Raw genomic sequence first — 15076 nt, 5'->3', positions numbered from 1 at the left:
CGCCGCTGCACCCCGGGAGAACCACCGATGTCACTGACCGACAAGGCCATCGACCGCATCAGGGACCTGATCCAGTCGGGCGAGCTGCGACCGGGGTCGAAACTCCCGCCGGAGCAGCAGTTGGCCGCCGAGCTGGGCCTGTCGCGCAACCTGATGCGGGAGGCGGTCAAGGCGCTCGTGGTGGCGCGCGTGCTGGAGATCCGCCGGGGTGACGGCACCTACGTGACGAGCCTGGAGCCGGAGGTGCTGCTCGGCAGCATCGCGTCCGCGGTGGAACTGCTGCGCGGCGACACGCTGTTGGAGCTCACCGAGGTGCGCAGGCTCTTCGAGCCGGTCGCCACCGGGCTCGCGGCGACCCGCATCAGCGCCTCCGAGCTGGCCGTGGTCGAAGCGCACCTCGACGCGATGCGCACGGCCCGCGACGACGTGGAGCTGCTCAACCAGCACGACGCCGCCTTCCACCGCGCGGTCGTCGCCGCTACCGGCAACGCGACGTTGACGACCCTGTTGGAAGGCATCTCCGGCCGGACGGTCCGCGCCAGGGTCTGGCGCGGACTCGTCGACGACCACGCGGCGAGCCGCACCCTCGCCGAGCACGAGGCCATCTTCCACGCGCTGGTCGACCGGGACGCCGCCCTCGCCCAGGCCGCCGCGCTCGTGCACATCAGCACCACCGAGCGGTGGCTGCGCGAGCACGTGGACCGGGACGGCGCCGTCCCCGCCCGGCGGTGACGCCCGACCGCTCCAGACCTCCCGCAGCCAAGGAGAACCCGATGAAGCTGTTGCGCGTGGGCCCGGCGGGCCGGGAACGGCCCGCGGTCCCCGGTGCCCGCGGCACCGCCTACGACCCGCATCCGCCGACGACCGGCACCGACTGCGCGTTCCTCGCCGGCGGCGTGGGCCGGGTCGGGACGGCGTTGGCCGAGGGCGTGCGGCCCGGCCTCGACGACGACCTCCCCCGCGTGCGCGGCGGCGACGTCGTCGAGTTCGGGATCGACGGGCCCGGGCGGCAGCACCACGTGCCCGGGCGGGCGTGATGCCCGCACCGCGGCTCACGGAGCCGGTGCCGCTGGGTCGGTCCGGGGTCGTCGTGACCCGGCTCGGCCTCGGCACCGCCCCGCTGGCCGGGCTGTACTCGGCGGTGACCGAGGACCAGGCGCAGGCCGCGCTGGAAGCCGCGTGGGCGACGGGGGTCCGCTACTTCGACACCGCGCCCCACTACGGCGCGGGATCGGCCGAACGACGCCTCGGCGCGTTCCTGGCCTCCCGCCCCCGTGCGGAGTTCACGGTGTCGACCAAGGTCGGTCGGCTGCTGGTGCCCGGCGACGCCCCGCCCGGTGACGACGGTTTCCACGGCGAACGGGGCTTCGTGCGGGTGCGCGACTACAGCGCCGACGGCGTCTACCGGTCGCTCGCGGACAGCCTGGAGCGGTCCGGCCTGGACTCCTTCGACGTGGTGCTGGTCCACGACCCCGACGACCACTGGGAGGACGCGGTCACCGGCGCGTACCCGGCGTTGGAGCGGTTGCGCGCGGAAGGCGCGGTGCGGGCGATCGGGGTGGGCATGAACCAGACCGCGATGCTCACCCGGTTCGTCGCCGAGACCGACGTCGACTGCGTGCTCGTCGCGGGCCGGTACTCCCTGCTGGACCGCGGCGCGGCCGACGAGCTGCTGCCGCTGTGCGCGAAACGCCGGGTGGGCGTGCTGGTCGGCGGGGTCTTCAACAGCGGCATCCTGGCCGACCCCGCCGACCACGCCACCTACGACTACGCCCCCGCCCCGGACGCCGTGCGACGGCGAGCCCTCGCCCTGGCCGAGCGCTGCGCGGCGCACGGTGTCGCGCTGCCCGCCGCCGCACTGCGCTTCCCGCTGCGGCACCCGGCGGTGACCGGCGTCGTCGTCGGCGCCCGCAACGCACGCGAAGTCACCGACAACGCCGCCCACGCCGCCGCCGGGATCCCCGAGGCGCTGTGGGCGGAACTCGACGCTCTGGAGGAGCGAGCGCAGTGACCAGGATCGACGCCCACCACCACCTCTGGAACCTGTCCGCACGACCGCAGAGCTGGCTCGACGAGCCGGCCCTGGAGCCGATCCGCCGCGACTTCGGCCCGGTGGACCTGCGCGCGGTGACCGAACGGGCCGGCGTGGACGCCACCGTCCTGGTCCAAGTGCTCCCCGACGTCGGGGAAACGGCGGAGTTCCTGGCCGTGGCGGGGGAGTCCGACCTGATCGCGGGCGTCGTGGGGTGGGTCGACCTCACCGCGCCCGACGTGCCGGAGCAACTGGACCGGCTGCGGTCCGGGCCGGGTGGCGACCGGTTGGTCGGCGTCCGGCACCTGGTGCAGTCCGAGCTCGATCCGGGCTGGTTGGTGCGCCCGGACGTGCTGGCCGGGTTGCGCGCGGTGCGCGACGCCGGGCTGGTCTACGACCTGCTGACCCGCCCGCACCAGCTGCCGGCGGCGCTGGCGGCCGTGCGTGCGGTGCCGGACCTGGTGTTCGTGCTCGACCACCTGTCCAAACCGGACATCGCCGCCCGGGTGACCCGCCCCTGGGCCACCCGCCTGGAGGAGCTGGCCGCCGAACCGAACGTGGTGGCCAAGGTGTCCGGTCTGGTCACCGAGGCGGACTGGTCCTCGTGGACGGCGGCCGACCTGCGGCCCTACGTCGACAGCGCGGTGGAGGCGTTCGGCCCGGACCGGCTCATGGTCGGCTCCGACTGGCCGGTCTGCCTCCTGGCCGCCGACTACGAACGGGTGTTCGCCACCGCCGCGGAACTCCTCGACGGGTGCTCCGCCGCCGAACGGGCGCAGGTGTTCGGCGGGACCGCCGCCCGCGTCTACGGGCTGGGGAACCGCTGATGCGCACCGTGCGGCTGGCCTACGGCGAGACGGGGCTGGACCTGCGGGTCGACCCGGCGGTGACCACGGTGGTGACGCCGAGGCATTACCGGGCCGCGGGACCGCCGCGGGACGTCCTGCGCCGAGCGCTCCGCGCGCCGGTCGCCGGGCCGCCGTTGCGCGAGCGCGTGCGCCGGGGCCAGACCGTGGCGATCTCGGCCTGCGACGGGACGCGCCCGCAGCCGCGGGAGCTGATGATCCCCGCGATACTGGAGGAGCTGGACGGCCTGGTCGACCTCGACGACGTCGTGGTGCTCGTCGCCACGGGCACGCACCGGGGCAACACCGAGGCGGAGCTGCGCCGGATGTTCGGTGACGAGGTGGTCGACTCGGTGCGGATCGTCAACCACGACGCCCGCGACCGGAGCGGCCTGACGTGGCTGGGTGAGTTCGGCGCGGGCGTGCCGGTGTGGTTGAACAGCGAGTGGGTCGCCGCGGACGTGCGCATCACGACCGGGTTCGTGGAGCCGCACTTCTTCGCCGGGTTCTCTGGCGGGCCGAAGCTGGTCGCGCCCGGGTTGGCCGCGCTGGAGACGGTGCTGGTGCTGCACGACGCGCGTCGGATCGGCGATCCGCGGGCGACGTGGGGGATCGTCGAGGGCAACCCGGTGCACGACGACGTGCGCGCCATCGCGCACGCCACGGGTGTGACGTTCGGGTTCGACGTCGTGCTGGACCGGGACAAGCAGGTGGTCGCCGCGTTCGGGGGCGACCTGCCGGCGATGCACGCCGAGGCGGTGCGCACCGCGCGCGAGGTGGCCATGCGACCGGTGCCGCACCGGTTCGACGTCGTGGTGACCACCAACTCCGGCTATCCGCTGGACCAGAACCTCTACCAGTCGGTGAAGGGCATGTCGGCCGCCTACCAGGTGGTCGAACCGGGCGGGGTGATCGTGTGCGCGGCCGAGTGCCGCGACGGGTTCCCCGACCACGGGTCCTACCGGGAGGTGCTGGCCTCGGCCGACTCGCCGGCGGCGCTGTTCGCGGAGATCTCCGCCCGGCGGGAGACCGTGCCCGACCAGTGGCAGGTGCAGATCCAGGCGCGCATCCAAGCCGACTGCCGGGTCGTCATGCACACCTCCCACCTCGACGCCGCCGAACTGGCGACCGCGCACCTGGAGCAGACCCCGGACATCGCGGCGACGGTCGCCGAAGCGCTCGCGGCGGCCGGTCCCGACGCCCGGCTGTGCGTGCTGCCCGAAGGTCCCCAGACCATCCCCTACGTCGACGGGGTACGCCGGTGAACGGGACGGTCCTGGTGTGCCTGGACAAGTTCCGGGGCTCGCTCACCGCCGCGCAGGCCTGCGCGGCGGTGAGCGACGGGGTGGTCGACGCGGGCGGCCACGCGGTGGCGATGCCCGTCGCGGACGGCGGCGAGGGCACCGTGGACGCGCTGGTGCGCGCGGGCTACGACGAGGTGTGCGTCGAGGTCACGGGTCCGACGGGCGAGCCGGTGCGGGCGGCGTTCGCGGTGCGGGGTGACCGGGCGGTGGTCGAGTTGGCGCAGGCCAGCGGGCTGGACGTGCTCCCCGACGGCTGGTTGGCCCCGCTCACCGCGGACACCTACGGGACCGGTGAGCTGATCCGAGCCGCGCTCGACCGCGGCTGCCGCGACCTGGTGCTCGCCGTGGGCGGCAGCGCCACCACGGACGGGGGAGCCGGCCTGCTGCGCGCTCTGGGCGCACGCGTCACCACAGCCTCGGACCAGCCGGTCGGCCCCGGCGGCGGCGCGCTGACCGGCACCGCGCACGTCGACCTGTCCCGCCTGGACCCGAGGTTGGCGCGCGCGCGGGTGACCTTGGCGTCGGACGTGGACAACCCGCTGACCGGGCCCGACGGCGCCGCCGCGGTGTTCGCGCCGCAGAAGGGCGCGACACCCCGTGACGTGGACGTGCTGGAGCGCGGGCTCCGCCGGTTCGCCGCGGCGATGGCCGCGGCCACCGGGCGGGACCGCAGCGGGGAGCCCGGCGCGGGAGCGGCCGGCGGGACCGGTTTCGCGGCGCTGGCCGCACTCAACGCCCGGCGGACGTCCGGCGCCGACTTCGTCCTCCGCGAGATCGGTGTCGAGCACGCGCTGCGAGACGCCTCCCTCGTCGTGGTCGGTGAAGGCCGGTTCGACGAGCAGAGCCTGCGCGGCAAGGCCCCGTTCGCGGTGGCCGAGGCGGCACGGCGACGAGGTGTTCCGGTCGTGGTGGTCGCCGGCTCGGTCGGGCTCACCGCCGAACGGCTGCGCGACCTCGGCGTGGTCGCCGCCTGGTCGCTGCTGGAGCGGGCGGGCGACCTCGACACCGCGATGGGGAAGGCTTCCGCGCTGCTCCGCGAAGCGGGCAGCGACCTCGTCACGCGGGGACCGGGCACGACCGGGCCGGCGGTGGTCGATCTCGGGTTCGCGAGGGTCGACGTGGCACGCGAGGCGCGGCAAGGCCTGCCCGAGGTGGTGTACGGCAGCGGGAAGACCCCCGAGCAGGTCATCGCGATCGTGCGCACCCTGTTGCGGCACAACGACGGCCCCGTGCTGGCCACCCGCGTCGACCGCGACGTGGCGGCGTCGGTGCTGGCCGCCGTGCCCGACGGGTCCTACGACGGCGCGGCGCGCCTGCTCGTGTGGCGCCCGGCCCCGTCCACCGGCTTCGGCGTGGTCGTGGCGGCGGCGGGGACGGCCGACCTGCCCGTGGCGCGGGAGGCCGCCGCGGTGGCCGCCGCCACCGGCCTCGACGTCACCACCGTCACCGACGTCGGCGTGGCGGGCCTGCACCGGTTGCTGGCCGAGCAGGACCGGTTGCGCGCCGCGGACACCGTGATCGTCGTCGCGGGGATGGAGGGCGCGTTGGCGAGCGCGATCGGTGGTCTGGTGGCGTGCCCGGTGGTCGCCGTGCCGACCTCCACGGGTTACGGCGCCGGTCTCGACGGGATCACCGCGTTGCTGGCGATGCACGCCTCCTGCGCGGCGGGCATCACCGTGGTCAACATCGACTCGGGGTTCGGCGCGGCCATGGCGGCGTTCCGGCTCGCCCGCGTGGCGGGGCGGACGACGTGAGCCGGGTGTGCGTGATCTCGCCGTTCACCGGGCTGGCCGGTGACATGCTGCTGGCCGCGCTGGTCGACGCCGGCGCGCCGTTGGACGCGGTCCGGGCGGCCGTCGCCGACACCGGGCTGACCGGCTGGGAACTCACCGTCACGTCGGTGCTCAGCCACGGGCTCACCGGCTCCCGGGCCGTCGTGTCGGTGTCCGACCACGTCACCAGCCGCAAGGCGGGCGAGCTGATCGCCCTGGCGGGCCGGGTGCGCGACCGGGCGGTGGCCGACACCGCGGTGGCCGCCCTGCGCGCCATCGCCGAGGTCGAAGGGCGAGTGCACGGCCACCGGCCCGACGACGTCCACCTGCACGAACTGGGCGGTCACGACACCCTCGTGGACATCGTCGGCGTGGCCGCCGCGCTGCGCGCCCTGGACGTGCGGACCGTGCACTGCGAAGCGTTGCCGATCGGCGCCGGGTCGGTCCGCACGGCGCACGGCGTGCTGCCCTGCCCGGCCCCGGCCACCTCGGCGCTGCTGCGGGGCGCGCGCGTCGTCGGCACGACCCTGCCGGGCGAGACCGTGACGCCGACCGCCGCGGCGCTGCTGCTCGCGATCGGTGCGGACTACGGTCCCGCGCCGGAGATGCGCATGACGGCCACCGGTTACGGCGTGGGCACCAGGACGCTGCCCGACCGGCCGAACGTCGCGGTGGTCCGGCTCGGCGACCGGGAGCCGGTCGTGCGCGACCTGGTGGTGCTGGAGACCAACCTCGACGACGTCACCGGGGAAGTCCTCGGCTACCTCGTCGCCCTCCTGCTGGACTCCGGCGCGCTGGACAGTTGGATCACCCCTGCCGTGATGAAGAAGGGCAGACCGGGCCACGTGCTGCACGCCCTGGTGGCTCCGGAGGCCGCCGAAGGCGTCGAACGGCTGATGCTGGTCGAGACCGGCACCCTCGGCGTGCGGCGGACCGGCGTGCGGCGCACCGCCCTGCCCCGGACCACCGACACGGTGCACGTCCACGGCCTGCCGGTACGCCGCAAGCACGGACCGCACCACGGCAAGCCGGAGTACGACGACGCCGTCACCGTCGCCCGGCGGACCGGCGTGCCGCTGCGCACGGTGCTCGCCCTGGCCGCGGAAAGCCCCGAGGAGCACTGATGGACAGCCGCACGGCCGCCGCGCGACTCGTGGCGCACCTGACCGACATCGGCCCCGTGGCCGTGGCGTTCTCCGGCGGCGCCGACTCCGCGCTCGTGCTCGCCGCCGCCGCACGCGCCCTGGGACCCGACGCGGTGCTCGCCGTCACCGCCGACTCCGCCAGCCTGGCCGCCGCGGAGCTCGCCCACGCCGTCGCGTTCGCCGACCGCCTCGGCGTCCGGCACCTCACGCCCGCGACCGCCGAGCTGGACGACCCCTCGTACGCGGCGAACGGCCGGGACCGGTGCTACTTCTGCAAGTCCACCGTGCTCGACACCATCACCGCCGTCGCCCGCGACCACGGCGTGAGCACGGTCGCCACCGGGGTCAACGCCGACGACGCGCACGACCCGTTCCGGCCGGGCATCCGCGCCGGCGACGAGATCGGCGTGCGGACCCCCTTGCGCGACCTCGGCATGACCAAAACCGACGTCCGCGCCGTGAGCCGCTTCTGGGACCTGTCCACCTGGGACAAACCGGCGATGCCGTGCCTGGCGAGCCGGGTGCGCTACGGCATCGCGATCACCCCCGCCCGCCTGGCCCGGGTGGAACGCGCCGAGCTCGCCGTCCGGGAGTGGCTCGCGGCCGCCGGCACACCGACCCGGGACCTGCGGGTGCGCGACCTGGGTGACACCGGGAGGGTCGAGCTCGACCCGCACCTGGCCGACCGGCCGGAGATCGGGACCGCGCTGGCCGAGGTCGTCCGGGCGGCGGGGTTCGACGGTGTGGAACTGGCGGTGTTCCGCTCCGGCGCGCTCAACCACGAAGCGGCGACCCCACGGCGTGACCCGACTCCGGCCGACGGTGCTGGGCCTCACCCGCGCCGTTAAGTTTCGGACGGGAACCCGAACGTTCACGTAGTGGTGGTGTGCTGTCGCGGCTGCGGTGTGGTCGTGCTCGCGCGGACGACGAGCTCGGTGGAGTGGATCAGGCGGTGCTGGGGCAGGGCGTCGCCCTGCGCGAGGGTGACGATCATGTCGGTGGCGGCGGCGGCCATGTCGCTGAGGGGTTGGCGGACGGTGGTGAGCGCGGGGATGGCCCACTGGGCGGGTGGCAGGTCGTCGAACCCGACGACGCTGAGGTCGTGCGGGATGCGCAGGCCGGCTTCGTGGGCGGCCTGGTAGACGCCGAGGGCCTGGGCGTCGTTGAAGGCGAAGATCGCGGTGGGTGGTTGGTCCAGTCGTAGCAGGTCGCGCCCGTGGATGAGGCCGTCGACGACGTTGAAGTCGCCGACGCGGATGAGCGCGGGGTCGACGGGGACCTCGGCGGCGTCGAGGGCGGCCCGGTAGCCGTCGAGGCGGGCGCGGCTGGACAGCGCGTGGGGCGGGCCGGTGATCGCGGCGATGCGCCGGTGGCCGAGGTCGAGCAGGTGGCGGGTGGCGGACAGGCCACCGGTCCAGTTGCTCGTGCCGACCGACGGGTACTCGTGGCCGGGGTCGCTCGTGGGGTCGACCAGCACGAACGGGATCTCGCGGCTGGCCAGCTGCTCCTGCTGGGCGGGGGTGGGCGCGGAGAACACGGTGATCACCCCGGCCGGTTTGCGGGCCAGCACGCCGTCGATCCAGGTGCGCCCGGGGGTGTGCCGGCCGTGCAGCTCGGTGAGCACCACGGCCAGCTCGTTCTCGCCGGCCACGCGCTCCACGCCCTTGATGATCTCCATGGCGTAGGCGCCTTCGAGCTCGTGCAGCACCAGCTCCACCAGGGTCGCGCGGGTGGCCTTCTTCTGCCTGCGGTACCCGTGTTCCCGGATCACCGCCTCGACCAGGGCGCGGGTGTCCGGTGCGACCTCCGCGCGCCCGTTGACGACCTTGGACACCGTGGCGGTGGACACGCCCGCCAGCTCGGCGATGCGGGCGATGGTCGCACCCCCGCGTCCGGCGGCGTCGGACGGCGAGCGTCTGGTCGAGGTCATGGCCGGAGTCTAGTGGCACCGCTCCGACTGTTTCGGTGGCGCTGCGGTCGGTGCCTTGACGGCCACTGGGGCGGCATTTACTGTCGTCGGCGTTAACATTCGGAACTTGTTTCGAAAGTTTAGGACTACGAGGGTCCGAGGACCGCCGACACCGCACCTTCCGTCCCACACTGGAGACACCGCCGTGCAGCTCCGCCGCCTGGGACGACGCGGTGCGCAACACCAAGACCTCCATCGGCAAGTGACCGTCGACGCCCAACGACCGCTCCCCGCCGTTCGCCGGGTCCGATCCGTCCCCGCCGCTGTTCACCTCCTGCGCGGCGTTGATCGACCGGATCGACCACCAGCCCGTCGACGGCGGGCCACCACAGACCTGGTCGGCACCACGACGCCGATCACGGCCCCGGTCGGGAACATGCGCCCGACCGGGGCCACCAGCGGGCGCGGTACCTCCCCTCCGCCCCCTTCGGCCGCACGGGCGGGCCACCTGCCCCGGCCCGCCCGCGCGGCCGGTCCCGACACCGATGTCAGGAGAAGACACATGTCAGCACCAGCAGGCCGCGCACGCCGCGTCCTCGCCGCGGCCACCGCCGCCGTCGTCGGCACGCTCGCCGTCGGCATGGCGGTCGCCGCACCCTCCTCGGCGGCCGCCGAGCCCACCCTGGGACAGCTCGCCGCCGCCAAGGGCCGCTACTTCGGATCCGCCACGGACAACCCGACGCTGACCAACGCCCCCTACACGGCGGTGCTGGGCAGCGAGTTCAACCAGATCACCGTCGGCAACACCCAGAAGTGGATGTACACCGAACCCAGCCGCGGGCAGTTCGACTACACCCAGGCCGACCGGATCGTCGCCTTCGCCCAGGCGCACGACCAGATCGTGCGCGGGCACACCCTGGTGTGGCACAACCAGCTCCCCGACTGGATCAACAGCGTGCCCGCCGGTGAGCTGCTCGGCGTGATGCGCAACCACATCGCCAACGTCGCCGGCCACTACAAGGGCGAGGTCGTGCACTGGGACGTGGTCAACGAGGCGTTCGAGGAGGACGGCACCCGCCGCCAGTCGGTGTTCCAGCAGAAGATCGGGGACGGCTACATCGCCGAGGCGTTCAAAGCCGCCCGCGCCGCCGACCCGAACGCCAAGCTCTACTACAACGACTACAACATCGAAGGCATCGGCGCCAAGAGCGACGCCGTGTACAACCTGGTGAAGTCGTTCAAGCAGCGGGGGATCCCCATCGACGGCGTCGGCCTGCAAGCCCACCTCATCCTCGGCCAGGTCCCCGGCAGCCTGCAGCAGAACATCAAGCGCTTCGCCGACCTCGGCGTGGACGTCGCCATCACCGAGCTCGACATCCGCATGCGCACGCCCCGTGACGCGGCCAAGGACGCCCAGCAGGCGGCCGACTACCGCGCCGTCACCAACGCCTGCCTCGCCGTGACCCGGTGCGTCGGCATCACGGTCTGGGACTTCTCCGACGGCTACTCCTGGATCCCCTCGGTCTTCCCCGGTGAGGGCGCCGCTCTCATCTACGACGAGAACTTCGCCAAGAAGCCTTCGTACTGGGCCGTCTACGAAGCCCTCGGCGGCACCACGACCACGACCACCACCACGACCACCACCGGCAACAACGGCTCCGGCTGCACCGCCACCTACCGCGCGGTCGGCCAGTGGCCCGGCGGCTACCAGGGCGAAATCACCGTCCGCAACAACGGCACCACCGCGCTGAGCGGCTGGACCGTCAAGTGGACCCTCGCCCAGGGCCAGACCGTGAGCAGCCTGTGGAACGGCGTGGTCACCACCAACGGCCAGGAGGTGACCGTGCGCAACGCCAACTACAACGGCACGATCGCACCCAACAGCACGGTGACGTTCGGCTTCGTCGGATCGTCGACCGGCGCCAACCCGACCCCGACCGCCGCCTGCACGACGGCCTGACCGACGAAGCCGATCCGGAGGACGGACGGGTCCGCTCGGCCGGGCTCGTCCTGCCGGGGGCCCACCGGGGTCCACCGGTCCGGATCGCCGATCGCCGGAGTCGGTCCTCCTCCTGTTCGCGGCCCCGGTCGGCAGGCGGTTCCTCCTGCCGGCCGGGACCGTCGGACGTCGGGTCGATCCCGAGCGCCTCACCGTCCACGCCGGCCACGGCGATCCCGAACGCCGTCGGGTCGGCCCCGGACAGCGCCGGGATGCGGTCCGCCACCCGCCCGCGTCCACCGGTCCCGCCTCGTCGGTGATCTCCCGCGACACGGGCGGCTGCCGCAACGGCTTGCTCCGGCCCCTGTCGGTCGACGACCGGACCGACGAGGTCGCCTGCGCCTACCCCGGGCGAGAGCGCGATCTTCGGGTTCGGGGCGAGCGTCTTCAATCCGGTGGTCGACCCGGAGGGCGGCAGGCGTCCGGTCACTCCAGCGCCTGTCCCGCCCTCATGATGTCGGTGAACAGGGCATCGAGGTCGGCCGGGGTGGTGCGCGGGTTGGTGGTGCACAGTCGCAGGGCCCGCTGGTCGTGCACGGTGGTCGTGGCGATCATGAAGCGGCCGCTGGCGTTGACGGCCTCGGTGATGCGGTGCTGGACGGCGTCGAGGTCCGCGGTGTCGGGTGCCGACGGTGGCCGGTACCGGAAGCACAGGATGCCCAGGCTCGGTCCGGCGAGCAGTTCCAGTTCGGCGCTCCGCCCGACCAGGCCGGCGGCGTGCTCGGTCAGGTCGAGTCCGCGGTCGATGGCGGCGCGGAAGGCGGTGACGCCGAAACCCTTGAACGACAACCAGAGCTTGAGTGCTCGGGCGGAGGTCGTGAGCTGCACTCCGTGGTCGGACAGGTTGACCTCGTCGGGTGACGGCCGGGTCAGGTCGAGGTACCCGGCGTGGGCGCGGAACCGCTCCAGCGCGAACGTCCGGTACAGCGTGGTCGGGTCGCGCACGAGCAGGCAGCCGATCTCGTAGGGCTGGAACAGCCACTTGTGCGGGTCGACGACGATCGAGTCGGCTTCGGCCAACCCGGTCAGCGCGGCACGACCACGGGAGGTCATCGCGGCGGCGGCGCCGTGCGCGCCGTCGACGTGCAGCCAGAGGTCGTGTTCGCGGCACAGGTCGGCGAGTTCGGGCAGGGGGTCGATGCTGCCGGTGCCGGTGGTTCCCGCGTTGGCCAGCACGAGGAACGGCCGACGACCGGCTCGCCGGTCGGCTTCGACCTCCCGCCGGACCAGGTCGGGGTCGAGGCGGTGGCCGGTGCCCGGCAGCAGCCGCAGCGCGTCGCGGAGACCGAGCACGTGGCACGCGCGCAGCACGGCCGGGTGCGTCTGGTCGGAGCAGTAGAGGACCGCGGCGGCGGGATCGTCACCGAGCCGGTCGTGCCTGGCCGCGGCGACGGCCGCCAGGTTGGCCACGGTCCCGCCGGGGGTGAACACCCCGCCGCTGCCGGCCGGCATCCCGAGCAGCTCCGCCAGCCACCGCGCGGTGACCTGCTCGATCGCCGCCGGTCCCGCGCCGACGAACCACGCGCCGGGCGAGACGTTGAACCCGGAGGCGATGAAGTCACCGAGGACGCCGAGGAAGTTGTTGGCGCTCGGGATGAACGCGAGGCAACCGGGGTGGCCCAGGTGCAGCGACCGGGGCAGCACCTCGGCCGCCAGGAAGTCGACGAGCCCACCCGGGTCCGCGGGGTGCTCCGGGATCGCCTCGTCCAGGAGGTGGTCGACCTCCCCGGCGGCCACCCGCCGGTGCACGGGCCGGTCCCGTTGTCCGGACAGGTGGTCCACGACCAGGTCGACCACCTGGTGGCCCAGGGCGCGCATCTGCTCGGCGGTCAGCCGGAGCTCGTGCGGGGCGGGGGTGGTCACGGCGGCGGCCCCGCCACGACGGTGACGGCCCGGCGGGTCGCGTCGACCCAGGCACGGGCGTCGGGGGTGAGCGCGGGCCGGTCGCCGACCTCGGCCACGCGGTGGGGCAGCTGGACGAGCACGAGTTCCTCGCCGGGGCGCACGCGGTCACCGGGCCGGGCGTGCCGCCACAGCAGCGCCTCGCCGGGACGCAGGTCGGCGAGCCGGCGGGTCGGCCGGGGACGCAGCCGCCCCGCGTCGAGCCGGTAGCAGCCGGACTCGGGGACCGCGCCGAGCACGCCGTGCGCCGCGGCGGGCACCACGAGCTGGCTCAGCGGCAGGCACGCGGCGCGGACCCGCCGCACCGGCACGGACGGGAGCAGGGACGCCAAGGCGTGGGCGCCGAGCATCGGCAGCAGCCCCGCGGCGATCTCCTGCGCCTGCACGAGCGACACCACGGTCTGGAACCGCGGGTTGATCTCGATGGCGAGCACGGCGCCGTCGGGGGTCGCGACGAGGTCGAGGCCGAACGCACCGCGGTAGCCCAGCGCGCGGAGCTGGTCGCCGACCCGCTCGCACACCTGCCCGCACCGCGCGCCGACGCCCGCCGGCAGCTCGTCGTCGGCCACCAGCTGGTTGCCGCAGTGCGCCCCCCAGTACGGCGTCAGCTCGGGCAGTCCGACGAGCTGGTGCGACACCGCGGACGCCGCCGTCCCGCCACCGGTGACGCATCCGCTCACGGTGAGCGGGATCCCCGGCACGAGCGCGGACACGCGCAGCCGCTCGCCCCGCCACTCGTCGAGCGCCGCGCGCAGCTCCACCGCGCCGGTCACCAGCCGGGTCCCCTTGCCGGTGAGGTTGTTGACGCGGCGCTGCACCACCACGGGACGGCCGCCACCCGCCGCCCAGCAGGACGCGGCGTCGGCGGGATCGGCCAGGACGACCCGGGACTCCGGCACGGCCACGCCCGCGCGGTCGAACAACGGCATCGCGTCGATCTTGTCCGCGGCGACCGCCACCGCGGCCCGCACCGGGGCGAGCAGCCGCAGGCCCCGCGTCACCGCCCAGGAGCGCGCGCCCGTCCCGTCCTCGGGAGCGAAGCTCATCCCGGCTCGTCCGGCCGGGACGCGCCGCGCCACGGGCGGCGCGGCGGGCGACCGGCCGTCGGCTTCGGCGCGGTGGTCGCGGTGCTCGTACCGCAGCCACGGCAGCGCGGGGCGGGCGGAGGCGCCCAGGAACGGTGAGCGGTCGTGCCACCGCAGGTCGGGTGCCAGGTCGCGGAGCCGGGCCACCGCGTCCGCCCCGACACCGGCGATCTCCACCGGGCCGCGGGCCGCGGTCACACGATCACGAAGGTGCCCAGGGCGGTCTGCCGCTGGACGCCCTGCCCCAGGCACCGCGGGAGGTCCGGGGTCGGTGCGGCCTGGGTCGCCTGCGCGACGTGGCCCGCGTACTCGCCCGCCGTGATGGTGCCGGTCTTGGTGACCAGGTCGAACCCGGGGACCGAGCTGACCGTGACGGTGTAGCTGAACGTGCTGGTCCGGCCGTCGTCCCAGGTGATCACGCGCGTCTCGGGGACGGCGGCGACCGGTTCGAGGCACCCCGCCTCGCGCTCGACGGTGAAGCTGCTCGAACCTCCCGTGACGCCGCTGCCGCTCGGCGACGCGCAGGACGTGTACCGGTCGTGGACCCGCGTGCTGATCGGCCTCGGCACCAGCACGACGCCCGGCGAGTAGGTCCACGTCGAGCTCGTCGTGCACACGACGACGCCCGCGGTGTCGGCCTGTGCGACGCCGGTCGGCGCGACGGTCGAGAGCACGAGCAGCACGGCGGCGCCGCGAAGCGCACCGGCCGGACCGCGGGAACGAGGACGGGACGCGCTCGACTTCATGATCGACGACTGCTCCGAGGTAGGGGTGCCGGCTCCGGTGGAATCGCGGAGCCGAGCCTAGCGGCTCGCGCGGCGGTCACCGGGCGACGTCACCCGACACGGGCACTCCTCGCACCGTTCGGCTCAGCCGAGCGCGATCCCGGCCGCTCCGGAACGACCCTGGGCTGTCCACTGTGGACTTACCGGCCCCCCTCTACCCCCTCCCGGCGGATCGCGGTACGCCGAACGCGGGGACGTCCGGGTGAAATCCCTCGCGGCCCTCGCTTGGAATGCCCCGCGTTGGTAGGGGGGTGCCGGCCGGTACTGCGCTGTCGGGAGGGTCGTGCGGCGCAGGAGG

The 15076-nt window shown here is 74.3% G+C and carries 13 protein-coding genes; 9 read left to right on the top strand and 4 right to left on the bottom strand.

Annotated elements, in window-relative coordinates; all coding sequences use genetic code 11:
- Positions 1–27 precede the first annotated feature (27 nt).
- Genes FHX81_RS07160 through larE form a run of 8 tightly spaced genes read left to right on the top strand, consistent with a single transcriptional unit; the run spans position 28 to position 7946 of the window.
- Positions 28–732, top strand: coding sequence for a FadR/GntR family transcriptional regulator (locus FHX81_RS07160; protein ID WP_141976240.1), 705 nt, complete (start codon positions 28–30; stop codon positions 730–732).
- Between the two features lie 41 nt (positions 733–773).
- Positions 774–1037 (top strand): hypothetical protein, encoded by a 264-nt coding sequence (locus FHX81_RS07155; RefSeq protein ID WP_141976238.1) that lies wholly within the window; start codon positions 774–776, stop codon positions 1035–1037.
- A 26-nt stretch (positions 1038–1063) separates the two neighbouring features.
- The gene (locus FHX81_RS07150) at positions 1064–2011 is read left to right on the top strand and encodes an aldo/keto reductase (protein WP_342787178.1); all 948 of its coding nucleotides are present in this window, start codon (positions 1064–1066) and stop codon (positions 2009–2011) included.
- Positions 2008–2859 carry an amidohydrolase family protein gene (locus FHX81_RS07145; RefSeq protein ID WP_141976234.1) on the top strand — a complete coding sequence of 284 codons (852 nt, stop codon included), beginning with the start codon at positions 2008–2010 and terminating at the stop codon, positions 2857–2859. The genes FHX81_RS07150 and FHX81_RS07145 overlap by 4 nt, the downstream gene beginning before the upstream one ends.
- On the top strand, positions 2859–4142 hold the full coding sequence (larA, locus tag FHX81_RS07140) for a nickel-dependent lactate racemase (protein WP_141976232.1): 1284 nt from the start codon (positions 2859–2861) through the stop codon (positions 4140–4142). Before FHX81_RS07145 ends, larA begins: the two co-directional genes overlap by 1 nt.
- Positions 4139–5935, top strand: a complete 1797-nt coding sequence (gene larB / locus FHX81_RS41875; protein WP_246107671.1) for a nickel pincer cofactor biosynthesis protein LarB — start codon at positions 4139–4141, stop codon at positions 5933–5935. Before larA ends, larB begins: the two co-directional genes overlap by 4 nt.
- The gene (larC, locus tag FHX81_RS07130; protein ID WP_246107670.1) at positions 5932–7077 is read left to right on the top strand and encodes a nickel pincer cofactor biosynthesis protein LarC; all 1146 of its coding nucleotides are present in this window, start codon (positions 5932–5934) and stop codon (positions 7075–7077) included. Before larB ends, larC begins: the two co-directional genes overlap by 4 nt.
- Complete coding sequence (larE, locus tag FHX81_RS07125; RefSeq protein WP_141976230.1) at positions 7077–7946, top strand: ATP-dependent sacrificial sulfur transferase LarE; 870 nt, start codon at positions 7077–7079, stop codon at positions 7944–7946. The genes larC and larE overlap by 1 nt, the downstream gene beginning before the upstream one ends.
- A gap of 23 nt (positions 7947–7969) precedes the next feature.
- Here larE and FHX81_RS07120 read toward each other — a convergent pair whose 3' ends face one another.
- Complete coding sequence (locus tag FHX81_RS07120; RefSeq protein ID WP_141976228.1) at positions 7970–9028, bottom strand: LacI family DNA-binding transcriptional regulator; 1059 nt, start codon at positions 9026–9028, stop codon at positions 7970–7972.
- Positions 9029–9569: 541 nt separating this feature from the next.
- Here FHX81_RS07120 and FHX81_RS07115 point away from each other — a divergent pair.
- Positions 9570–10967, top strand: coding sequence for a glycoside hydrolase family 10 protein (locus FHX81_RS07115; RefSeq protein ID WP_141976226.1), 1398 nt, complete (start codon positions 9570–9572; stop codon positions 10965–10967).
- Positions 10968–11432: 465 nt separating this feature from the next.
- Here the strand turns inward: FHX81_RS07115 and FHX81_RS07110 are convergent, their stop codons facing one another.
- Genes FHX81_RS07110 through FHX81_RS07100 form a run of 3 tightly spaced genes read right to left on the bottom strand, consistent with a single transcriptional unit; the run spans position 11433 to position 14739 of the window.
- A complete protein-coding gene (locus tag FHX81_RS07110; RefSeq protein WP_141976224.1) occupies positions 11433–12869 on the bottom strand; it encodes a pyridoxal phosphate-dependent decarboxylase family protein in 1437 nt (478 codons plus the stop codon).
- On the bottom strand, positions 12866–14191 hold the full coding sequence (locus FHX81_RS07105) for an ATP-grasp domain-containing protein (RefSeq protein ID WP_141976222.1): 1326 nt from the start codon (positions 14189–14191) through the stop codon (positions 12866–12868). The genes FHX81_RS07110 and FHX81_RS07105 overlap by 4 nt, the downstream gene beginning before the upstream one ends.
- Positions 14188–14739 (bottom strand): hypothetical protein, encoded by a 552-nt coding sequence (locus FHX81_RS07100; protein WP_141976220.1) that lies wholly within the window; start codon positions 14737–14739, stop codon positions 14188–14190. The genes FHX81_RS07105 and FHX81_RS07100 overlap by 4 nt, the downstream gene beginning before the upstream one ends.
- Positions 14740–15076 lie beyond the last annotated feature (337 nt).

The sequence above is a fragment of the Saccharothrix saharensis genome (assembly GCF_006716745.1).
GTDB lineage: Bacteria > Actinomycetota > Actinomycetes > Mycobacteriales > Pseudonocardiaceae > Actinosynnema > Actinosynnema saharense.
Note: the sequence above shows the minus strand (reverse complement) of the source record. Positions and strands in the feature narration are given on the sequence as shown.